This window comes from Brachybacterium rhamnosum (assembly GCF_039526185.1).
Taxonomy (GTDB): domain Bacteria; phylum Actinomycetota; class Actinomycetes; order Actinomycetales; family Dermabacteraceae; genus Brachybacterium; species Brachybacterium rhamnosum.
The window spans coordinates 179,194-198,223 of sequence record NZ_BAAAIS010000001.1 but is presented as its reverse complement, the minus strand read 5'-3'; the positions used below and the strand labels follow the sequence as shown (position 1 = coordinate 198,223).

Below are 19,030 nucleotides of genomic sequence, written 5' to 3'. Positions count from 1 at the left end.
CACCGGCGGACGCCCCTGCGCAACGCCTTTTGCGGGGTGACAGAATGGGGGCTCACCACCGCGAGAGAAGGAGCCCTCCATGAGCGCGCGTCCCGTCGAGCTGTTCTTCGATCCGATCTGCCCCTGGGCCTGGATGACCAGCCGCTGGCTGCTCGAGGCGTCGCAGGTCAGGGAGGTGGAGATCACCTTCTCGATCATGTCGCTGGCCGCGCTGAACGAGGGCCGCGATCTCCCCGAGGGCTACCGCCGCTCCATGGACGACGCCTGGGGCCCCGCCCGCACCGCGCTCGCCGTCGCGCAGCAGGGCTCGCAGGAGGACCTCGCCGCCTTCTACACCGCCTTCGGCACCGAGTACCACGTGGGCGGGAACAGCGACCGCCGCGCCGCCGCCGTCGCCGGCCTCGCCGCGACCTCGCTGGGCGCCGATCTGATCTCCGCCTACGACGACGAGTCCCTCGATCCCGAGCTCCGCACCCGCCAGAAGGTCGTCATCGAGCTCGTGGGCGACGAGGTCGGCACCCCCGTCATCTCCTTCGGCCCCGGCCGCGCCTACTTCGGTCCCGTCATCTCGCCCGCCCCCAAGGGCGAGGAGGCGGGCACGCTCTTCGACGGCCTCGAGCTGATGACCCGCACCGAGGGCTTCTTCGAGCTCAAGCGCACCCGCACCGTCGGCCCCATCTTCGACTGACCCGCCCCACCCCGCGAAAGGCACCACCACCCCCATGCGCGTCCACATCGGCACCGATCACGCCGGCTTCGAGCTGAAGAACCGGCTCATCGCCTCCCTCACCGCGAAGGGCCACGACGTGGTCGACCACGGGGCGTTCAGCTACGACCCGCTGGACGACTACCCCTCCTTCTGCACCGATGCCGGCGAGGCCGTCGTCGCGGACCCGGGCTCGCTCGGCGTCGTGATCGGCGGCTCCGGCAACGGCGAGCAGATCGCCGCGAACAAGGTCAAGGGCGTGCGCGCCGCGCTCGTGTGGAACGAGGACACCGCGCGCCTCGCCCGCGAGCACAACGACGCGAACGTCGTCTCCGTGGGTGCCCGCCAGCACTCCGAGGAGGAGCTCGAGCACCTCATCGACCTCTTCCTCGCGGAGCCCTTCAGCGGCGAGGAGCGCCACCAGCGCCGGATCGACCTCGTGGCCCGCTACGAGACCACCGGCTCCTACGACCAGGGTGCGGGCTCCGCCGACGCCGCCTTCTGATGCCGGAGGGGCACACCGTCCACCGCCTCGCCGCGGCGCTGCGCCGCGGGTTCGGCGGGCAGCGCCTCCGCACCTCGAGCCCGCAGGGCCGTTTCCCGGAGGCCGCGGCGCTCTCGGGAATGGTGCTGCTCGAGGCGGAGGCGGCGGGCAAGCACCTGCTGCTGCACCTCGGCCCGGAGGAGGGGCTGGACCCCGGCGCGCCCGGCACCCGCATGGTGCACGTGCACCTGGGCCTGTACGGCTCGTGGACCTTCGCGGGCGAGTCGGGCTTCGCGAGCGCCCATGCGATCGGCGCCCCGCGGCTGCGGGTCGGCGAGCGGGAGGAGGCCCTCCCCTCGGGCGGTGGCGGGTCCGACGGGGATGCGACCGTGTCCTGGCGGGAGATCGTCCCGCGGGGGACGGTGCGCCTGCGGATCGTGGGGGAGAAGGGCCTCGCCGACCTCACCGGCCCCACCGCCTGCGAGCTCTACGACCCGTCCCAGCGCACCGCCCTGCTCGAGCGGCTGGGACCGGACCCGCTGCGCGCGGATGCTGATCCGGGCCGCTTCGTGGACCGCGTGCTGCGCTCCCGCACGGCGATCGGCACGCAGCTGATGGACCAGTCCGTCGTGGCGGGCATCGGCAACATCTACCGCGCCGAGCTGCTGTGGCGCGCGCGGCTGGATCCCTGGGTGCCGGGCCGGGACCTGTCCCGCGGCCTCGTGACCGGGATCTGGGAGGACCTCGTGCCGCTGATCGGCTACGGGGCGCGCACGGGCCGGATCGTCACCACCCAGCCCGAGCACCGCGGGATCGAGGCGAGGATCGTGGAGCCGCGCCGCGCGACCCGCCAGAACGGGGACGAGCGTGAGGGCGTGGTCCCGCGCGAGCAGTCCTTCTACGTCTACCACCGCCAGACCCTGCCCTGCCGGGTCTGCGGCACCACGGTGCGCAGCGCCGCGATGGCGGGGCGCACCGTCTACTGGTGCCCGCGCTGCCAGGGCATGCGCACGCGGCGCTCGCCGTGGGTGCGCGAGCACCCGGCGGCGGGATGGGCGGCGGCGGGCTAGGGTCGCCGGTCATGGACCCCGATGCGCTCCCGCCGCTCGCCCCGCTGCTCGGGACCGGCCGCCTCCCCGTCGGCGACGGGCACGAGATCGCCTACGAGACCTCCGGCGACCCCGACGGCGTGCCCGCCCTCTACCTCCACGGCGGTCCGGGCGGGCGGCTGAGCCCCGGCTACCGGCGCAACGTCCCCGCCGATCGCACCTACCTCGTGGGCCTCTCCCAGCGCGGAGCGGGGGAGAGCACGCCGAGCGCCGGGGCGCCCGGGCCCGTGGACGTCTCCGCGAACACGACCGCCCACCTCGTCGCGGACATCGAGGCGCTGCGCGAGCGCCTCGGGATCGACGCCTGGATCGTCCAGGGCGTCTCCTGGGGATCGACCCTCGCGATCGCCTACGCGCAGGCGCATCCCGAGCGGGTGCGCGGCGTGGTGCTCATGGCCGTCACCTCGACCTCCCGCCGGGAGGTCGAGTGGATCAGCGAGGGCGTCGGCGCGCTCCTCCCCGAGGCGTGGGACGAGCTCGCCGCGCTCGCCGAGGAGCACACCGATTACCGCCGCGGCGGGGACCTGCCCCTGGTCGAGGCGTACCGGCGGATGCTCACGGCGGAGGACCCCGAGCTCGTGGACGCCGCCGCCCGCGCCTGGAACGTCTGGGAGGACGAGCACATCCGCATCGGCACCGGGCAGGCGGCACGCTCCCACGCCGTGCCCGAGGACGAGCCCGTGACGGAGCACGCCCGCGGCTTCGCCCGCCTCGTCACCCACTACTGGGCGCGGGACGGCTTCGTCGCGGACTGGGCCGTGCCCTGGGGTGCGGCTCCCGGCAGCGGCCTGCTGGGTGGCATGCACCGCATCGCCCATGTCCCCGCGGTGCTGATCCACGGCCGCCGCGACGTCTCCGGTCCCGCGCTCACCGCCTGGGAGCTGCATCGCGCCTGGCCCGCGAGCGACCTCGTGGTGGTCGAGGAGGAGGGCCACGGCGGCCCCGTGATGGTGCGCGCCTGGCAGGAGGCGATGGACCGCCTCACGCGGTGACGGGCTCCGCCCTCCCCGGCGTGCGGCTCCCGGTGACGCGGCCCAGCTGCCATGCGAGCGCGAGCGCGACGAGGATCCCGTTCAGCGGGGCGATGCCGAGCGGGAGGTCGGCGCCCGCCCCGTCGGTCATCTCCGCGTCGGGGGTGCCGAGCGGGGAGGGGGGATCAGCGCTCGAGCTCCGCGGCCTCCATGCCGATGTCCTCGCTCCAGATCTCGGGGCGCTCGGCGATCATGCGCTCCGTGAGCGCCACGCACTCCGCGTCGTCCACGACGTCGACCTGCCCACCCCGATCGCGCAGCAGCGCCTCGGACATCTCGAAGCTCCGGTTCTCGCCCACCACGATCCGCGGGATCTCGTACAGCAGGGCCGTGCCCGCGCACATGATGCACGGCGAGAGCGTCGTGTAGAGCACACGCCTGCGATACACCGAGGCGCTGCGCCGGCCGGCCCGCTCGATCGCATCGGTCTCGCCGTGCAGGATCGCGGAGCCGCGCTGCACGCGCTGGTTGTGGCCCGTGCCGAGACCGGATCGACGCCTCCGGTGTCGTACCGTGGGACCATGTCCGACCTGCACTCCGCGCACCTGCGCGACATCGATCCCACCACCGTGTACCTCCTGGCGAAGCTGCGTCAGGACGTCTTCACGATGGAGCAGGGCGCCACTGATCCCGACCTCGACGGCCGGGACCTCGAGGACGGCACGACCATCCTGTGGATCGAGGCGGGCGGTGTGCCCGCGGCCCACATCCGCGTGCTGACGGAGGCCGACGGCACCCTGCGGATCGGCCGTCTCGCGGTCGCCGCCGCGCACCGCCGCGACGGGTTCGGCGGGCGGATCATGCGCGCGGCCCTCGACCTCACCGAGCGCCTCGCCCCCGAGGCCGAGGTGCACATCGACGCCCAGGCCTACCTCGAGAAGTGGTACCAGGGCATGGGCTACGAGACCGTGGGCCCGATGTTCCTCGAGGCCGGGATCGAGCACGTGCCCATGGTGTTCCGTCACCCCAGCAGGTCGACGATCTCCTGACGCCCGAAGTACGCGGCGGTGTCCCTCGCGCTCGGGGTGCCGGCCGCCGGATCGGCGCCCGCGTCGAGCAGCGCCTGCACCACGGCCGTGTCGCCCTTGAAGGCGGCGCCCGCGAGCGGGGTCTGCCGGCGGTCGTTCGCGAGGTCCACGTCGGCCCCGCGCGCGGCGAGACCCCGCACGAGCTCTGCGTGCCCGTGGTAGGCGGCGAGCATGATCGGGGTGTTGCCCGCGGCGTCCTGCATGTCCACCGGGACGCCCTGGTCGATGACGGGCAGCAGTGCGAGGTCGCCGCCGCGGGCGAGGTCCATGATCTGCTGGGCGAGGGCCACGACCTGCTCGTCGGCAGGATCGGTCTGGTCGTTCATCCGGGCAGGCTAGCCCAGAGCAGCTGCGCGAGGGCGGGCCAGACCAGCAGCAGGACCGCGACCGCGCCGCCCACGAGGTCCGCCCGGGTGAAGCGGCTGGGCAGCGCCCAGGTGCGCCGGGTCGCGGTCGCGAAGCCGCGCGCGTCGAGGGCGAGGGCCTGCTGCTCCGCACCGCGCAGGGAGTCAACGAGCAGGGCGAGGGTCGCGCCGGCGAGCATCCGCGGGGAGCGGCGGCCTCCGCGGCCGCGCAGCACCCGGGTCGAGGTGATGATCTCCCACTGGCGGCCCGTGTGCCCGGCCCGCACGAGCGCCGCGACGACCGCGACGACGGGCCGCGCCGGCCAGCGCAGCCGCCCGCCCAGCGCGTCGCCGAGGGCCGTGACGTCCAGGCTCGTGAGCGCGATGACCCCGGGGGCGACGAAGGCGGTGATCCGGCAGGCCTCCTTGAGGCCCAGCAGCCAGGCCTCACCGCTGAGCGCCGGGGCCTCGCCGAGCAGGGCCGTCGTCCAGGCGATGCTCACGGCGGAGAGCAGCACCGGGGTGAGTCGCCACACCGCGCCGCGCACGGAGCGGAGCGCGAGCGGGGCGAGCAGCACCGTGGGCAGCAGAGCGAGCAGCCCGCCCTGCCAGGTGGAGACGGCGTAGGAGCCGACCGCCGCGAGGATGCCGATCAGGCAGAGCATCAGCGGGTTCAGGGCGTCCGCGGGCCGGTGCGCGGCGCGGGGGACGGGCAGGATCCGACGATCGGGTTCGGCGGAGGCCCCGGGGGCGGGGGTCGTTGCCCCGGCCGACGCGCTCGCCGCCGTCGGGGCGGGGGAGGGGGTGCCCTCCAGGTGGTGCCGGGACCCGGCGGCCGCGACGAGCACGGGGTCGTGGGAGGCGGCGACGACGGCGGTGCCGCGGTCCCGGGCCTCCTCGAGCAGGGCGAGCACCGCCGACCGCCGCTCGGCGTCCAGGCCCACGGTCGGCTCATCGAGCAGCAGCACCTCGGGCCGCGCCGCGAGGGCGGCGATGATCGCGAGGCGCCGCTGCTCCCCGCCGGAGAGCCGATGGGGGTTGGCACCGGCGAGGTGCGCGAGGCCTGCGCGGTCCAGCAGGGACCGGGCATCCGCCGCGGCCGCGGGATCCGCCGCGTCGCCGAGCTCACCGCGCACGGTCGAGGCGAGGAAGAAGTGCGCCGGGTCCTGGGGGACCAGCAGCAGCGAGCCGCGCCGCCGGCCGGCCTCCGCGGCGAGGGAGCGCAGCAGGGTCGTCTTCCCCGCGCCGCTCGCCCCGGTGACGACGGTGAGCAGCCCCGGCTCGATCCGCAGCTCGGCCTCCGGGGCCGGGCCCGGGGCGGGCTCCGTCTCCTGCAGCTCGGGACGCCGGGCGAGGACCTCCTCGGGCGGTCCGTCGGCGAGCACCTGCGCGCCGGAGCCCAGCACGACGATCCGGTCGAGGTGCTCCCGCCACGGCTCCACGTGGTGGTCGGCGATGACGAGGGTCCGCCCGGCGGAGGCCGCGAGCACGGCGCGGCGCACCGTCGCGGCGGCCTCGGGATCGAGCATGCTCGTGGGCTCGTCGAGCAGCATCGCCTCGGGGTGCAGGGCGAGGGCGCCCGCGAGGGCCACCCGCTGCTGCTGCCCGCCGGAGACGGCGAGCGGATCCCGGGAGCCGTCGACGTCGACCGCCGCGGCGTCCAGCGCGCGCCTCACCCGCTCGTGGATCTCGGGGCGGGGGAGGGCCGCGTTCTCCGGGCCGATCGCCGCGTCGCGCGCGACGGTCGCGCCCACCACCGCATGCGCGGGGTTCTGCAGCAGCAGCCCCCGCTCCCCGGGGCGGGAGGGCCCGGTGGGGGCCTGCTCGAGGTCCCCGGCCTCGGGGTCGAGCAGGCCCGCCAGGGCGCGCAGCACGGTGGACTTCCCGCTCCCGCTCACCCCCGTGAGCAGCACCTTCTGCCCGCCGGGCACGTGCAGGCGCAGGCCGTCGAGCGTGGGCTCGTCGCGGCCCGTGGGGCGCCAGCGCACCCCGTCCAGGAGCAGGTCCCTCACGCAGCCGCCCTCACGCGGCGGTCGTGGCGGCGGCGCGGCGCTCGCGATCCCGGTCCCGGCCCGCGGGCAGCGCGTCGAGGGCTCCCGTCGCGCCGAGGGCTCGCACGGCCGCCCAGCCGAGGGCTCCGCACAGCAGCGCACCGGAGACCAGGAAGAAGGCCAGCAGCAGAAGGGCGAAGGTCCAGCTCATCTCGGGGTAGTAGGAGAAGCGCTCCCACACCCATTCGAGCGCCGCCGCGATCACGCCGCCGAGCATCGCGACGGGCAGCGTGAAGCGGCGGTAGACGAAGAGCAGGAAGCCGATCTCGACGCCGCCGCCCTGCAGCAGGCCCGAGACGACGGTGCCCCAGCCCCACTGGCCGCCGAGGATCATCTCGAGCGTCGCGGCGACGAGCTCCGCGAGAAGCGCCGCGCCGGGCTTGCGCACGATGAGCGCGGCGAGCACGGCGGGCAGGAACCAGATGCCGGCGAGGATGCCCTCGGCGGGCTTGAAGGCCGCGGTGAGCGGCCCGATCAGCGAGTACAGGGCCCCGTAGCCCAGGAAGGCGACCCCGAAGGCCGCTCCGATCGCGACGCTGACCAGCAGGTCGATCGTCCTCATGCGTGTCATTCCGACTCCTCTCCTCGTGGAAAGGGGCGTCGTGGCGCCGGGGGCGCCGCGACGGAAATCCCGACTCCCTCCGCCGGCATGACCCGGTTCAGGTTCGAGGGTCTGCGCATGCGCGCACTCTCAGCACCGTGCGGTGCTCCCCTGTCAGTGGATGACCGCGGGCCAGTCTACCGCCGCGCGCGGATCGCCTGGTCGATCGCCTCCGCAGTGGACCGCGGGTCCGTGGGGGAGAACAGGTAGTGGGTGCCGCCGCGACCGACGATCTCGACCTGGGTGCCCGGCCGGGTCACGAGCAGGCGGTAGGTCGCCTGCGTCTCGGCCAGGGTGAGGGTGCGGCGCGAGCCGACGGCGGTGAGCTGCTCCGGGGCGGGGGTCAGCGCGCGCCCGCGACGCCATCCGTAGCCGCCCACGGTGACGCCCACGACCGTGGCGTCCAGCTCGCGCAGCTGCACGCCGCGGAAGTCCTCGACGGGCCAGGTGGCCTGCGGCCAGAACCCGCCGAGGCTCACGGTCACCCCGCGGCCGTCGACCAGGATGCGCGTCGCATGGTGCATCCACGTCCACACGGCGAGCAGCGCGAAGAGCACGGCCGCGGCGACCAGCAGCGGCGGCGGGACGGTCGCCCGCACGAGCGCGAGCACCAGCAGCACGACCCCGGAGGCGGCGGTGAGCGCGATCCGCGTCCAGCCCACGGCCGAGGGCCGGGTCGTGTCGGTGAACGAGGGCGCCTCGGGCCTCATGCCCGCCCCGCGTGCGCGCTCACCAGATGCGGACGCGCTCGGCGGGCGCCCGGTACATGCCGTCGCCCTCGCGCACGTCGAACGCCTCGTGGAAGGCGTCGAGGTGGCTCACCACCGTGTTGCAGCGGAACTCCATCGGCGCATGGGGGTCGATCGCGAGGCGGCGGATCGCCTCCTGCGGCCTGGTCAGGCCCCGCCACACGGTCGCCCAGGACCAGAACACGCGCTGCAGCCCGGTGAGGCCGTCGAGCTCGGGGGACCCCTCGCCCGCGGTCGCGAGGTACGCCTTCACCGCGATCGTGAGGCCGCCCAGGTCGCCGATGTTCTCGCCGACGGTGAGGGCGCCGTTGACGTGGTGGGCGTCGTCGAGGTCCCGGGGCGAGAGCGCCGAGTACTGCTCGATGAGGGCTGCGGTGCGCTCGTCGAAGGCGGCGCGGTCCTCCTCGGTCCACCAGGTGACGAGGTTGCCGTGGCCGTCGAACTTCGAGCCCTGGTCGTCGAAGCCGTGGCCGATCTCGTGGCCGATCACGGCGCCGATCCCGCCGAAGTTCACGGCGTCGTCGGCCTCCGCGTCGAAGAACGGCGGCTGCAGGATCGCGGCGGGGAAGACGATCTCGTTGCGGCCGGGGTTGTAGTAGGCGTTGACCGTCTGCGGGGTCATGTGCCACTCCGTCTCGTCGACCTCGCCGCCCACCTTCGCGTACTCGAACTCGGCGTCGAAGCGGCGCGAGGCGCGCACGGTCGCGACGAGGTCGCCCTCGACGATCTCGAGGCCCTCGTAGTCCCGCCAGGTCTCCGGGTAGCCGATCTTCGGGACGAACAGGGAGAGCTTCTCGAGCGCCTTCGCGCGCGTCTGCTCGGTCATCCAGTCCAGGCCCTCGATCGAGACGCGGTACGCCTCGAGCAGCGCGGCGACCAGACGCTCCATGTGCGCCTTGTGCTCCGGCGGGAAGTGGCGCGAGACGTACTCGCGGCCGACCTCGAAGCCGACGGCTCCCTCGACGAAGCCGACGCCGCGCTTCCAGCGCTCACGCAGCTCCTCCGCGCCCGAGAGCACGGTGCCGAAGAAGGCGAAGTTCGCGTCGACGAGCGCCGCGGGGAGATAGGGGGCGTAGGCGGAGACGGTGTGCACGGCCATCCAGGCGCGCAGCACCGCAAGGTCCTCGGCCGCGAGCAGCTCGGCTGCCGCGGAGACGAACTCGGGCTGTCCCACGGAGACCACGTCGAAGGTCCCCGCCGGGGCGCCGGTCCCCTCGACGAAGGCGTCCCACGGGAAGGCGGGGGCGAGCTCCGCACGCTGCGCGGCGGTCATCGGGTTGTCGGACTTCTCGCGGTCGCGCACACGGACGACGTCGACGTGGCACGCGGCGAGGCGGGTCTCGAGATCCATGACGGCCGCGGCGAGCGCCTCGGCGTCGCCCTCGGGGAGGCCGGGGCGGCCGGGGAGGTCGGCCAGGCGCGCGAGCTCGGCGAGGTGCGAGACGTAGGCCTCGCGGATCGCCGCATAGGACTCCTCGCGGTAGTACGACTCGTCCGGCAGGCCCAGACCGCCCTGGTGGATCTTGACCTGGTAGCGGCTGGAGTCGTGATCGTCGGTCCACACGTAGGCGAGGACGGCGGAGGTGCCCGAGTCCGGGGAGGCCATGAGGCGCACGAGGTCCTCGAGGGAGGCCGCCTCGCCGATCCCGCCCAGCAGCGGCTCGAGCGGCGCGATACCCGCCGCCTCGATCGCCTCGGTGTCCATGAACATCCGGTACAGGCGGCCGATCCGTCCCGGCTCCTCCGCGCCCGCCGCATCCTCGACGATCTCGCGGACCTGCTCCTCGGAGAGGTCGCGGAGGGCGTGGAAGGCGCCGTCGGTCGAGCGGTCCGCGGGGATCGTGTGCTCCCGCAGCCACGTGCCGTTGACGTGGCCGAAGAGGTCGTCCTGGATCCTCACCGCGTCGTCGCGGGCGCTGAGGTCGAGGCCGGAGGGGCGGGGTGTCGTCATGAGGGCGACCTTTCTGACGGTCAGCGGGCGAGGGCGGTGGTCGGGCGTGGGTCAGGCGGTGGCGAGGCCGAGGACGGCGAGCAGCAGGGTGAGCACACCCACGCCGAGCGGGACGTACGCCCAGGCGGTGCCGGCGCGCTCCGCCGGCGGGCGGCGCTGGAGCACGAGCGTCGAGAGGCCGGAGCCGATCGAGAGCACGGCCGTGCCGATCACGAGCACGGGGGAGAGGATGACCAGCACCGTCGCCCCCACCTGGAAGCAGGCGGTGCCGATGACGTCGAGCAGGCGCATGACGACCGTGGAGCGGGCGCCCACACGATGGTGCAGGAGGGTCGCCACGGCGTCCTCCGCCCACTGCGAGGGGCTCGCGATCCGGCGCCGGGTGGAGACGGTCTGCGTGGTGGCCAGCACGAGCCAGACGATCGCGGCGCCCGCGCCGATCCACACGCCGAGCTCACCGCGCAGCTCCCCGGGCCACAGCAGCAGGCCCAGCAGCACGGCGGCCACGCGCAGCAGCTCGTCGACCGCGCTGCGCACGGCGAGCAGCCCCGGGTTCACGGCCAGCTGACGGCGCGTGCGGCTCACGAACAGGCTCGTCACCACGAGGGAGAGCAGGTGCGCGGCGCCGAGCGCGAGACCCAGCACAAGCGGCAGCGGGGTCGAGGGCGCCATCGGCAGGATCGTGAGCAGCAGGACGACGATCACGACGGGGATCAGCAGCGCGACGACCGAGAGCCCGCGCACGAGGTCCCGGACGAGGTCCGCTCCCGTCGGCGGATGGTCGTGGTCGGAGTGGTCGTGCGGGTCGTGGGCCGTGTGCGGATCCTGCGGCGTCGCGGCGCAGGAATCGGCGGTGCCCTCCACGCGGGGGGAGGTCCCCGGGGTCTCGGTCATGGAGCTCCTTCTGGTCCCCACCAGGGTACCGGGATCAGGGTGGCCCCGATCCGATGTGCGACGATGCCCCCTGTGACGTCGGACGGCAGGAAGGTCGAGGGCATGGGGCTGACGCCTGCGCAGAGGCAGCGAGCGCTCGGTGCCGTGGTCGCCGCGGCGACGGGGGACGCCCTCGGCGCACCCTACGAGTTCCAGGCCCCGGTGGCCGCCTCCGACGACGTCGACATGGTGGGCGGCGGCATCCTCGACTGGCAGCCCGGCGAGTGGACCGACGACACCTCGATGGCGATCGTCGTGCTCGAGGCGGCGGCGACGTCCCCGGGTCTGCACGACCTCCGCGTCGACTCCGCGCAGGACCAGATCGCCCGCGAGTGGTACTCGTGGTCCCTCGGCACCCCGGACATCGGCACCCTCACCTCCTCCGTCATGCGCCGCGCGGCGGACAACGCCCGTGAGGACGGTCACTTCGCCCCGCGCGCCGCGGACCTCCGCCGCGCCGCGGAGGCGGCCCACGCGGCGACGCCCCGCAACGCCGGCAACGGCTCGCTCATGCGCACCCACGCCGCCGTGCTCCCGTACCTCCTCACCTCCGAGGACGACGCCGTCGCCGGCATCGAGGCCGTGTGCACGCTCACCCACGTCCACCCCGACACGGTCGAGGCGTGCATGCTCTGGGGCCTCGCCGTGCGCCATGCGGTGCTGACCGGGGAGATCGACGTGCGGCGCGGCCTCGAGCGGCTCGACGAGGACCGTCGCGCCCTGTGGAGCAGCCGCATCGACGAGGCGGAGGGCGCCGCGCCGGAGGACTTCCGGCGCAACGGCTGGGTCGTCCACGCCTTCCAGGCGGCGCTCGCCGCCGTCCACGGCGCCGGGCCGATCCCCGAGGACCGCTTCGCCCGCCGCGACATGCTGCGCCGCGTGCTCGACTCCGCGGCGCGCGCCGGCTACGACACCGACACCGTCGCGTGCATCGCGGGCGCCCTCGCCGGCGCCGCCCTCGGCGTGAAGTCCGTGCCGCCCGAGTGGCGGCGCATGCTCTTCGGCTGGCCCGGCTACGAGCTCGACGAGCTGGTCAGCCTCACCGACCGCGTGATCGGTCCGGTCGGGGGCGCCGGCGAGGGGCGGGAGCGGTCCGCATGAGCGGCGCCGTCTGGGACCTGCGGATCCTCTCCTGGAACCTGTGGGAGCTGCGCGGCGACCTCCCCGCGATCATCGACACCGTCGAGGACCTCGCCCCGGACGTCCTGCTCGTCCAGGAGGCGCCGCGCTTCGTGCTGCCGCGCGCACGGCTCGGCTGGTTGTCCCGGCGGCTGGACCGGCGCGTGCTCGTGGGCGGCGGGGCCCGCGGCCGCGGCCTCGCCGTGCTCGGGACCGATGCGGTCGCCGCGCAGGTGGTCCGCCGCGGGGCGCACGGGGTCTCCCAGAGGGTCTCGGACCTGAACTCGACCTACCCGCGGGGCGTCGCCGCGGTGCGGCTCTCCGTCCCGGAGGGGGACGGCCGCTCGGTCGTCGTCGCCGCGACGCACCTCGCCCTGCAGGAGGACAACCGCCGTGCCCACGCCGAGCACCTCGCCGCGCTCGTGCGCGGCGCCGGGTCGCCGGTGATCCTCGGAGGGGACCTCAACGAGACGGCCGACGGCACCGCCCGCACGCTGCTCGCTCCGCTGTGCGACGATCCCGCCGACCAGGGCGAGTGGACCTTCCCGGCGCGCCGGCCGCAGCGCCGGATCGACGCGGTCCTCGCCTCGCCGGGGGTGCGGGTCCGGGCGGCGCGGTCGGTGCACGCCACGGAGCGCGTGAGCCGGGAGCGGCTGGCCGGGGCCTCCGACCACCTGCCGACCCTGCTCGACGTCACCCTCTGAGCGTCACCGCCCCGCCCCTGCCCCGGGCTCAGGGCCGGGCGTCGGTCGTCGCGGTGCGGAGCCCGGCGGAGAAGGGCACGAGCTGGTCCTGTCCGCCCACGTGGCGCACGAGCACCCCCGCGTCGTCGGCCGAGACGACCGTGAGCTGGGTGCGGTAGCAGCGCAGCGCCGCCGTCACCGCCGCGGCGGTGCCCGGCAGCTCCCGCACCGCGCCGTGCTCGGAGATCTCGAGCATCGGGACGGAGCTCTCCGCGCTCGCCGCGCGCGCCAGGTGGTGGGTGCGCACGTGGTCGGGATGGCCGTAGGTGCCCTCGTCGTCGTAGCTGACGATCAGGTCGGGGCCGGTGGAGGCGATCAGCGCGAGGAGGTCCGCGACCTCCGTCTCGAGGGGCCGACGGGTGAGACTGTCCTCCCCGGCGGTGTCCGAGGGGCCGGCGAGCCCCTCACGGATCCACTGCATGCCCGAGTCGCGGTAGCGGCGTGGGGCGGCGCCCGCGGCGAGGGCCGGCGCCGTCCCCAGGAGGTGCCGGGCCGCGAGGCCGAGTGCGCGGGTCGCCCCGTCGATCTCCGCGGCGCGGACCTCGTCGAGCGGGCGGTCGTCGTCCTCCGCGATCGCACCGGGGACCACCTCGCCCTCCTCGCCGCGGGTCGCGGTGACGAGCTCGACGTGCACACCGCGCGCGGTGAGATCTGCGATGAGCGGGCCGGTGGAGAGGGTCTCGTCGTCCGGATGGGCGTGGACGACGAGCACCCGGCGGGCGGCGTCGAGCAGCGCCCACGGGTCCTGCGGGGAGGGGGTCATCGCCGGGCCTCCGAGCGTGCGAGCTGCTCGCGGTACAGCGCGGCGAGGGCCTCCCCGGAGGCCTCCCAGGTGCGGGTCGTCGCGAACTCGCGAGAGGCGGTGACGGCCTCCGCGAAGCGTGCGGGGTCGCCGAGCATCGCCTCCACGGCCTCCGCCCAGACGTCCGGGTCACGGCTGCCGAGCACCACGCCGCCCGGTCCCACCGCCTCCTTCACGCCGCCCGCGCAGCGCCAGGCCACGACGGGGGTGCCGCTCGCCTGCGCCTCGAGCGCGACGAGGCCGAAGGTCTCCGACCAGCTCGTGAGCAGCAGCACGCCGGCCCCGCGCATGGCCGCGGCGAGCTGCTCCCGGCCCATCGATCCGGCGAACTCGACCCGGTCCTGGACACCGAGCTCACGGGCCCGGTCGCGGAGCTGCTGGAGGTACGGGGCGAAGTCCTGGGAGACGCCGCCCGCGAGCACGAGCCGGGCCCCGATCGCGGGATCGAGGTGCGCGAGCACCTCGAGGGCGAGATCGGGGGCCTTGAGCGGCTGCAGGCGTGCCGTGAACAGGAGCGTGGGGCGCCGGCGGCGCTCCTCGGGATCCTCCGGGGAGGGGCGGAAGCGCTCGACGTCCACGCCGGGGCGGACGATCGTGATGCGCTCCCCGGGCACGCCGTAGCGCTCGGCGACGGTGCAGGCCTCCGCCTCGGAGACCGCGACCACGAGGTCGGAGCCCTCCGCGACGGCAGCCTCGCCGGGGATCCGGCCGGGCGACTCCGCGGGCTCGCCCGCGTCGAGCGAGCCGGAGCCCTCCGGGGCCGCGACCGAATGGAAGGACTGCAGGTGCGGGACCCCGAGCTCGCGCGCCACGGGCAGGGCGGCGACGCCGCTGAACCAGTGGTGGGAGTGGACGAGGTCCACGTCGAGCTCGGCGAGCAGGCCGCCGAGGTGCTCGCGGAACGGGGCGATCGCCTGCTCCATCGCGCTCTTCGCGAGCGTCGCGGGCGGGCCCGCGACGAGGTGGTGCAGGCGCACCCCCGGGGCGACGTCGACCACGTCCGGGGCGTCCGGCGCGGCTCGGCGCGTGATGAGCTCGACGGTGTGGCCCGCCCGGGCGAGGGCGAGGGACAGTTCGAGCACCACGACGTTCATGCCGCCGGCGTCGTCCCCGCCCGGGTCCTCGAGCGGGGAGGTGTGCAGCGAGATCGCGGCGATCCTCAGGGGAGCGCCGCTTCGCGAGGTGGTCTCCGGCATGGGAGCCATCCTAGGTGGGAGCACGGTCGGTGCCGTGCCGGCACTCGGCCCCTGCCGGTGCCGGGAGACGTCCCCGGTGCGCTGCCGGGCGGGGTCCGCGACCGCGGCGAGGGTCCCGGCGCGGTCCTCGTCCGGAGGTCCCGAACCCATACTCCCCGGGGGTCCCGTCTATTCCCCGCCGGCACCCGTGTTCGCCCGTGACGAAAACCGGGGCGGCCTGGGTCACGAGAAGTTGAACACGCCCCGACAAGGGTCCAGAGTCGTGGGCATGGACACAGCCCAGACGGTGGATTGGGGGGCGCTGAACGCGAGCGCCGCCGGGCGACCCGCGCGCCGCCTGGTGGACCGCGCGATCACCGCCGCCGGTGGCGCGCGCCGCCCCGGCACCGTGCTGGACATCGGCGCCGGCGCCGGCGCCGACTCCCTCCAGTTCGCCCGCCGCGGCTGGACCGTGCACGCCTACGATGCGGACGACACCCTCGCCGCCCGGCTCGTCGAGAACCAGCGGATGAGCGGCACCGTGCGCTTCCACCACACGGACGTCACCTCGGTGCTCGAGTTCCCGCCCGCGCGGATCGTCTACTCGACCTACACCCTCTCCCTGCTCGGCGAGGAGGGACTCACCCGGACCTGGCCCCGACTGGTCTCCGCGCTGCCCCGCGGCGGCGTGATGGCCGTCGACGTCATCGGCCGGAACGACTCGTGGGCCGAGCGGGACGACATCGCCGCTCTCGACGCCCCGCAGATCGACGCGATGTTCCGCGGTTTCCAGGTCCTGGATCGCTCGATCCGCGACGAGGACGGCCGCTTCCAGGCGGACAAGAAGCACTGGCACGTCATCACGACGCTCGCGCGGAAGACCGCCTGACCGCCGTCGCGGTCCCCAGCGCACCGAAGGCCCGTCGCGGAGCCGTGCGGGAGCACCGTCCACCACCTCCGTGCGCGCCCTGACGGACGAACCGAGCCGCCGCGCCTGAGCGGCCGGTCCCGCCGCCGGGCGTGCGCGTCACGGGCGACATCGCCCGACTCCTGCAGGTGCTCGTCCACCGCGAGATCGGGATCCTGCTCGCGCACCTGCGGCGGCGGTCCACGCTCCTTCCCGAGCGCATCACCCGCCTCACCGCCACGGCCCGCACCGTGGACGCCGTGATCGAGAGGATCGCCCTCATGGACGAGAGCGCCGCCTGCTGGGACTGAGCGACCGCCGCCGGCGGGGACGAGCCGCGGCTCAGCGCTCCTCGAGCAGGCCCTTCAGGGTCGCGAGGTCCGCGCTGACCGCGGCCTCGTCGGCCGCGAGCTCATCCTCGCCCATCGTGCCGCGGCGCAGGGTGAAGACCACCTCGCTGCGCTCCTCGCCCAGCGGCAGCACCCGCATCGGGTTCAGCGTGGACTCGCCGCTCTCGAGGGTCACCGTGTGGTCGAGCACCCCGTACGGGTTCTCGGGCGCGAAGCTCACGAGCACTCTGCCCATCGGGGAGCTCATCGACCACTGCTCGATCTCCCGCTGCGGATCGCTGCCCGCGAGGCCCGCGGCCCAGCGCGGCAGGTTCCGCGGATCGGCGGTGAAGGCGTAGACGTCTTTCCAGGGACGCTCCACGACCACGCTGAGGTGCCGGCTGTCGCTGCTGCTCGTCGTGCTCATGCGATCGACGCTAGCAGGCGCGGTGCACGGGGAGCCCGGCTCCGCCCGCGGCGCTGTCGAGGGCGCGCAGCACCGTGCGCACGAGCGCGGCGGTGCCACGTGGCTCCTGCACCATCGCCCCCTGGCCCGCGGGGGAGACGACCACCCAGCGGGCGCGGCCCCGGCGGGGCAGGCGGCCGATCTCCACGTGCCGCCCACCCGCGAGCGGGATGGTCAGCGCGCCGCTCGGGCCGCGGGTGATGTGCGCGGCGAGTGCCGGGCGCGCCTCCAGGAGACCCTCCAGGATCCGGTCGCGCTCGACCTCGGCGGGGCTGCGACCGGAGGACCGGTCGAGGATCGTCGGGGACATCGGCTGCCTCCTTCCGTGGTGTGATGCTCACGCTAGGGAAGGGGGCCGACGGACGAGCGGGTGCCGCGGACGGGGCGGAGGTCTCCCGGTCCTTCCCTCGCTCCCCCGTGGGCCGGTGCCCGGCGAGCAGTCGGCGTCCCCTTCCCGTCAGCGGAAGGAGACGCCGACGGCGCGCGCGTCAGCGCGTCATGGCGCGGGGTCGCCGGGATCAGCGGCCGCGCCTCCAGACGAAGCGGGCGGTCTCCTCCGGATCGAGCACCGCCGCGGGATGGGGGCCCGCCGCCCACCAGCGCTGCGACTGCTCGTCGATGTCCGCCGCGGCGAGGGCGCCGCCGGCGAGGAGCACGTAGTTGCCGAAGTCGCCGCGCTCCACGAGGGCGGCCGCCGTCAGCATCCACACGCCCGGCAGGCCGAGGGAGACGCTCGCCGCCTCGAGCGCCGCGGCCTGGGCCGCGATGAAGTGCTGCCCGGCGTCGTCGCCGACGTTGACCAGCAGCAGACCATCCACCTCGAGGTGCTCGAGCGCCTCGACGTAGAACTCCTCGGCGGCGAGGTGCGGGGGAGAGGCCTCGCCGGAGAAGACGTCGAGCACCACGACGTCGAAGAGGCGTCCGGGCATCTCGCGCAGCCGGTCGCGCGCATCGCCCACCACCACCTCGAGCCGCGTGCCCGCGGGCAGGGGCAGCGCGCCGACGACGAAGCTCACGAGCTCGCGCTCGAGCTCGACCACGAGCTGCTCGGAGTCGGGCCGCGTGGCCTGCACGTAGCGCACGAGGGTGAGGGCGCCGCCGCCGAGGTGGGCGATCGTGAGCGGTTCGCCGCGGGGCCGCACGGTGTCCACGGCTGCGGCGATGCGGCGGAGGTACTCGTGGGAGATCCGCGAGGGATCCGCGAGGTCCACGTGCGACTGCTCGATCCCGCCGATCCTCAGCACCCACCCCTCGTCCCAGTCGGAGCGCTCGACCACGGCGGGCAGGCCGCTCTCGGACAGGTGCACGGTGCGGGGCCGGGCCGGGCCGTCCGGGGTGCGGGGCAGATCGTCGTCCGGGGGGCCCGTGACGGGGTGGGTGCGTCCCATCAGAGGTCGCGGGCGAGGTCGTCGATCACGGTGCGGGCGGAGACCGCGCGTGCCGCACGGAACCCGGTGCCGGCCCAGAGGTGCACGAGCTCGGCCAGGCCGCGCCGGCTCGCCTCGGCCCGCAGGGCACGGGTGAGGTGGTGCACGGCGGGATAGGCGGCGGGCGCCTCCGCCTCGTGCCGCTGAAGGAACGGGGTGCGCAGCGCGCGGGCGGGTCGTCCGGTGAAGGCACGGGTGACGGCGGTGGCGGTGAGGCGCGGGTCGGCGAGGGCGTCGCGGTGCGTCGCGGAGGTCCCGGCCTCCGCGGTGCGCAGCAGCAGGGTGCCGACGGCGACCGCCTCGGCCCCGGACTCCCGGAGCGCGGTCACGGCGGCCGGGCCGTCCACGCCGCCGGCGGCGACGAGGGGGAGGCGGGTCTGCGCGCGGACGGCGCGCACCACGGCTGCGGTGTCCTCCTCGCCGATCCGCCGCCCCGGGTCCCAGGTGCCCGAGTGGCCGCCGGCGCGCGGACCCTGCACGACGAGGCCGTCGGCCCCGCGCGCCTCCGCCTCGCGGGCCTCCTCGGGCGTCGTCACGGTGACGAGCACCCGGGAGCCGGCGCGTTGAAGGGCCGCGACGTCGGACGCCGCGGGCGGGGCGAAGGTGAAGCTGACGAGCGGGACGGGGTCGCCGAGGAGCAGTGCGAGCTTCGCGGGATAGGCGTCGTCGTCCACGCGCGGCGCGGGGTCGAGGTTGATGCCCAGCTGTTCCGCCTCGGGGGCGAGGCGCTCCGCGTAGCGGGCGAACGCGTCCCGGTCGAAGTCCGGGGGACCGGGGACGAAGAGGTTCACGCCGAAGGCGTGACCGGTGGCCCGCGCCGCGGTGACGCGCTCCCCGAGGGCCCCGGGGGAGAGGTAGCCGCCCGCGACCATGGGCAGGGCGCCGCCGGCGGCGAGGGCGGCGACGAGCGCGGGGGAGCCGGGCCCGCCGGCCATCGGTGCCCCGACGAGGGGGAGGTCGACGCCGAGGGAGGACAGCAGCGGGGACGGGGTCATGGTCCGACGGTAGCGCTCGGCGGCCGGGGACGGGTGCACCGGGAGCGCTGGTCGGAAGGCTCCGCGATCCGATGCCGATG

23 protein-coding genes and 1 riboswitch are annotated in these 19,030 nt (G+C 75.1%); of the genes, 9 read left to right on the top strand and 14 right to left on the bottom strand.

What is annotated here, in order from left to right:
* Positions 1 to 79: 79 nt before the first annotated feature.
* The 4 genes from ABD080_RS00960 to ABD080_RS00945 are packed head-to-tail and all read left to right on the top strand — an operon-like array spanning position 80 to position 3,291.
* A complete protein-coding gene (locus ABD080_RS00960; RefSeq protein WP_343903343.1) occupies positions 80 to 688 on the top strand; it encodes a DsbA family protein in 609 nt (202 codons plus the stop codon).
* Between the two features lie 34 nt (positions 689 to 722).
* On the top strand, positions 723 to 1,211 hold the full coding sequence (locus ABD080_RS00955; RefSeq protein ID WP_137771155.1) for a ribose-5-phosphate isomerase: 489 nt from the start codon (positions 723 to 725) through the stop codon (positions 1,209 to 1,211).
* The gene (locus ABD080_RS00950; RefSeq protein WP_343903342.1) at positions 1,211 to 2,260 is read left to right on the top strand and encodes an Fpg/Nei family DNA glycosylase; all 1,050 of its coding nucleotides are present in this window, start codon (positions 1,211 to 1,213) and stop codon (positions 2,258 to 2,260) included. Before ABD080_RS00955 ends, ABD080_RS00950 begins: the two co-directional genes overlap by 1 nt.
* Before the next feature lie 11 nt (positions 2,261 to 2,271).
* Complete coding sequence (locus ABD080_RS00945) at positions 2,272 to 3,291, top strand: alpha/beta fold hydrolase (protein WP_343903341.1); 1,020 nt, start codon at positions 2,272 to 2,274, stop codon at positions 3,289 to 3,291.
* Here the strand turns inward: ABD080_RS00945 and ABD080_RS00940 are convergent.
* Together ABD080_RS00940 and ABD080_RS00935 are read right to left on the bottom strand one after the other, a co-directional pair.
* Positions 3,281 to 3,421, bottom strand: coding sequence for a hypothetical protein (locus ABD080_RS00940; RefSeq protein ID WP_168198108.1), 141 nt, complete (start codon positions 3,419 to 3,421; stop codon positions 3,281 to 3,283). The genes ABD080_RS00945 and ABD080_RS00940 overlap by 11 nt on opposite strands.
* Before the next feature lie 34 nt (positions 3,422 to 3,455).
* Positions 3,456 to 3,791, bottom strand: coding sequence for a deaminase (locus tag ABD080_RS00935; RefSeq protein ID WP_377827173.1), 336 nt, complete (start codon positions 3,789 to 3,791; stop codon positions 3,456 to 3,458).
* A gap of 60 nt (positions 3,792 to 3,851) precedes the next feature.
* Between ABD080_RS00935 and ABD080_RS00930 the strand changes: the two genes are divergently transcribed.
* A complete protein-coding gene (locus ABD080_RS00930; protein WP_137771152.1) occupies positions 3,852 to 4,319 on the top strand; it encodes a GNAT family N-acetyltransferase in 468 nt (155 codons plus the stop codon).
* Here the strand turns inward: ABD080_RS00930 and ABD080_RS00925 are convergent.
* From ABD080_RS00925 to ABD080_RS00900, 6 genes are all read right to left on the bottom strand, one after another.
* A complete protein-coding gene (locus tag ABD080_RS00925) occupies positions 4,292 to 4,684 on the bottom strand; it encodes an ankyrin repeat domain-containing protein (RefSeq protein WP_343903339.1) in 393 nt (130 codons plus the stop codon). The genes ABD080_RS00930 and ABD080_RS00925 overlap by 28 nt on opposite strands.
* Positions 4,681 to 6,714 carry an ATP-binding cassette domain-containing protein gene (locus ABD080_RS00920; protein ID WP_343903338.1) on the bottom strand — a complete coding sequence of 678 codons (2,034 nt, stop codon included), beginning with the start codon at positions 6,712 to 6,714 and terminating at the stop codon, positions 4,681 to 4,683. Before ABD080_RS00920 ends, ABD080_RS00925 begins: the two co-directional genes overlap by 4 nt.
* Before the next feature lie 10 nt (positions 6,715 to 6,724).
* Positions 6,725 to 7,315, bottom strand: a complete 591-nt coding sequence (locus tag ABD080_RS00915) for an ECF transporter S component (RefSeq protein ID WP_240811129.1) — start codon at positions 7,313 to 7,315, stop codon at positions 6,725 to 6,727.
* A gap of 57 nt (positions 7,316 to 7,372) precedes the next feature.
* A riboswitch (TPP riboswitch) is annotated at positions 7,373 to 7,477 on the bottom strand.
* Positions 7,478 to 7,491: 14 nt separating this feature from the next.
* Positions 7,492 to 8,064: a hypothetical protein gene (locus tag ABD080_RS00910; RefSeq protein ID WP_343903337.1), complete on the bottom strand. Its 573-nt coding sequence runs from the start codon at positions 8,062 to 8,064 to the stop codon at positions 7,492 to 7,494.
* Between the two features lie 19 nt (positions 8,065 to 8,083).
* Complete coding sequence (locus tag ABD080_RS00905; protein ID WP_343903336.1) at positions 8,084 to 10,054, bottom strand: M13 family metallopeptidase; 1,971 nt, start codon at positions 10,052 to 10,054, stop codon at positions 8,084 to 8,086.
* Between the two features lie 51 nt (positions 10,055 to 10,105).
* Entirely contained in the window at positions 10,106 to 10,948 is an 843-nt protein-coding gene (locus ABD080_RS00900; protein WP_240811128.1) for a hypothetical protein, read from the bottom strand.
* A gap of 102 nt (positions 10,949 to 11,050) precedes the next feature.
* Here ABD080_RS00900 and ABD080_RS00895 point away from each other — a divergent pair, with 102 nt between their 5' ends.
* Together ABD080_RS00895 and ABD080_RS00890 are read left to right on the top strand one after the other, a co-directional pair.
* Positions 11,051 to 12,088 (top strand): ADP-ribosylglycohydrolase family protein, encoded by a 1,038-nt coding sequence (locus tag ABD080_RS00895; protein WP_240811127.1) that lies wholly within the window; start codon positions 11,051 to 11,053, stop codon positions 12,086 to 12,088.
* Positions 12,085 to 12,810 (top strand): endonuclease/exonuclease/phosphatase family protein, encoded by a 726-nt coding sequence (locus ABD080_RS00890; RefSeq protein ID WP_343903335.1) that lies wholly within the window; start codon positions 12,085 to 12,087, stop codon positions 12,808 to 12,810. Before ABD080_RS00895 ends, ABD080_RS00890 begins: the two co-directional genes overlap by 4 nt.
* A gap of 28 nt (positions 12,811 to 12,838) precedes the next feature.
* Here the strand turns inward: ABD080_RS00890 and ABD080_RS00885 are convergent, their stop codons facing one another.
* Together ABD080_RS00885 and ABD080_RS00880 are read right to left on the bottom strand one after the other, a co-directional pair.
* Entirely contained in the window at positions 12,839 to 13,612 is a 774-nt protein-coding gene (locus tag ABD080_RS00885; protein WP_137771145.1) for a PIG-L family deacetylase, read from the bottom strand.
* Positions 13,609 to 14,847, bottom strand: a complete 1,239-nt coding sequence (locus tag ABD080_RS00880; protein WP_343903334.1) for a glycosyltransferase — start codon at positions 14,845 to 14,847, stop codon at positions 13,609 to 13,611. The genes ABD080_RS00885 and ABD080_RS00880 overlap by 4 nt, the downstream gene beginning before the upstream one ends.
* 268 nt (positions 14,848 to 15,115) lie before the next feature.
* Between ABD080_RS00880 and ABD080_RS00875 the strand changes: the two genes are divergently transcribed.
* A complete protein-coding gene (locus ABD080_RS00875) occupies positions 15,116 to 15,715 on the top strand; it encodes a class I SAM-dependent methyltransferase (protein WP_137771143.1) in 600 nt (199 codons plus the stop codon).
* Positions 15,716 to 15,846: 131 nt separating this feature from the next.
* Positions 15,847 to 16,044, top strand: coding sequence for a hypothetical protein (locus ABD080_RS00870; RefSeq protein ID WP_137771142.1), 198 nt, complete (start codon positions 15,847 to 15,849; stop codon positions 16,042 to 16,044).
* A gap of 31 nt (positions 16,045 to 16,075) precedes the next feature.
* On the opposite strand, the gene ABD080_RS00865 is transcribed toward ABD080_RS00870, so the two are convergent.
* The 4 genes from ABD080_RS00865 to ABD080_RS00850 all read right to left on the bottom strand — a co-directional run bounded on the left by ABD080_RS00865 (position 16,076) and on the right by ABD080_RS00850 (position 18,950).
* A complete protein-coding gene (locus tag ABD080_RS00865) occupies positions 16,076 to 16,489 on the bottom strand; it encodes an SRPBCC family protein (RefSeq protein WP_137771141.1) in 414 nt (137 codons plus the stop codon).
* Between the two features lie 10 nt (positions 16,490 to 16,499).
* Entirely contained in the window at positions 16,500 to 16,838 is a 339-nt protein-coding gene (locus tag ABD080_RS00860; RefSeq protein ID WP_137771140.1) for a hypothetical protein, read from the bottom strand.
* A gap of 208 nt (positions 16,839 to 17,046) precedes the next feature.
* Positions 17,047 to 17,916, bottom strand: coding sequence for a spermidine synthase (locus ABD080_RS00855; RefSeq protein ID WP_343903333.1), 870 nt, complete (start codon positions 17,914 to 17,916; stop codon positions 17,047 to 17,049).
* Positions 17,916 to 18,950, bottom strand: coding sequence for an NAD(P)H-dependent flavin oxidoreductase (locus tag ABD080_RS00850; protein ID WP_343903331.1), 1,035 nt, complete (start codon positions 18,948 to 18,950; stop codon positions 17,916 to 17,918). The genes ABD080_RS00855 and ABD080_RS00850 overlap by 1 nt, the downstream gene beginning before the upstream one ends.
* Between the last annotated feature and the right edge of the window lie 80 nt (positions 18,951 to 19,030).

Excerpts from the sequence above, each read along its gene's own strand:
- ABD080_RS00955 (WP_137771155.1), top strand. The coding sequence starts at position 723 with ATGCGCGTCCACATCGGCACCGATCACGCCGGCTTCGAGCTGAAGAAC.
- ABD080_RS00895 (WP_240811127.1), top strand. The coding sequence starts at position 11,051 with ATGGGGCTGACGCCTGCGCAGAGGCAGCGAGCGCTCGGTGCCGTGGTC.
- ABD080_RS00855 (WP_343903333.1), bottom strand. The coding sequence starts at position 17,916 with ATGGGACGCACCCACCCCGTCACGGGCCCCCCGGACGACGATCTGCCC.
- ABD080_RS00865 (WP_137771141.1), bottom strand. The coding sequence starts at position 16,489 with ATGAGCACGACGAGCAGCAGCGACAGCCGGCACCTCAGCGTGGTCGTG.
- ABD080_RS00860 (WP_137771140.1), bottom strand. The coding sequence starts at position 16,838 with ATGTCCCCGACGATCCTCGACCGGTCCTCCGGTCGCAGCCCCGCCGAG.
- ABD080_RS00950 (WP_343903342.1), top strand. The coding sequence starts at position 1,211 with ATGCCGGAGGGGCACACCGTCCACCGCCTCGCCGCGGCGCTGCGCCGC.
- ABD080_RS00940 (WP_168198108.1), bottom strand. The coding sequence starts at position 3,421 with ATGACCGACGGGGCGGGCGCCGACCTCCCGCTCGGCATCGCCCCGCTG.
- ABD080_RS00910 (WP_343903337.1), bottom strand. The coding sequence starts at position 8,064 with ATGAGGCCCGAGGCGCCCTCGTTCACCGACACGACCCGGCCCTCGGCC.
- ABD080_RS00875 (WP_137771143.1), top strand. The coding sequence starts at position 15,116 with ATGGACACAGCCCAGACGGTGGATTGGGGGGCGCTGAACGCGAGCGCC.
- ABD080_RS00850 (WP_343903331.1), bottom strand. The coding sequence starts at position 18,950 with ATGACCCCGTCCCCGCTGCTGTCCTCCCTCGGCGTCGACCTCCCCCTC.
- ABD080_RS00925 (WP_343903339.1), bottom strand. The coding sequence starts at position 4,684 with ATGAACGACCAGACCGATCCTGCCGACGAGCAGGTCGTGGCCCTCGCC.
- ABD080_RS00890 (WP_343903335.1), top strand. The coding sequence starts at position 12,085 with ATGAGCGGCGCCGTCTGGGACCTGCGGATCCTCTCCTGGAACCTGTGG.
- ABD080_RS00930 (WP_137771152.1), top strand. The coding sequence starts at position 3,852 with ATGTCCGACCTGCACTCCGCGCACCTGCGCGACATCGATCCCACCACC.
- ABD080_RS00880 (WP_343903334.1), bottom strand. The coding sequence starts at position 14,847 with ATGCCGGAGACCACCTCGCGAAGCGGCGCTCCCCTGAGGATCGCCGCG.
- ABD080_RS00905 (WP_343903336.1), bottom strand. The coding sequence starts at position 10,054 with ATGACGACACCCCGCCCCTCCGGCCTCGACCTCAGCGCCCGCGACGAC.
- ABD080_RS00885 (WP_137771145.1), bottom strand. The coding sequence starts at position 13,612 with ATGACCCCCTCCCCGCAGGACCCGTGGGCGCTGCTCGACGCCGCCCGC.
- ABD080_RS00945 (WP_343903341.1), top strand. The coding sequence starts at position 2,272 with ATGGACCCCGATGCGCTCCCGCCGCTCGCCCCGCTGCTCGGGACCGGC.
- ABD080_RS00900 (WP_240811128.1), bottom strand. The coding sequence starts at position 10,948 with ATGACCGAGACCCCGGGGACCTCCCCCCGCGTGGAGGGCACCGCCGAT.
- ABD080_RS00960 (WP_343903343.1), top strand. The coding sequence starts at position 80 with ATGAGCGCGCGTCCCGTCGAGCTGTTCTTCGATCCGATCTGCCCCTGG.
- ABD080_RS00915 (WP_240811129.1), bottom strand. The coding sequence starts at position 7,315 with ATGAGGACGATCGACCTGCTGGTCAGCGTCGCGATCGGAGCGGCCTTC.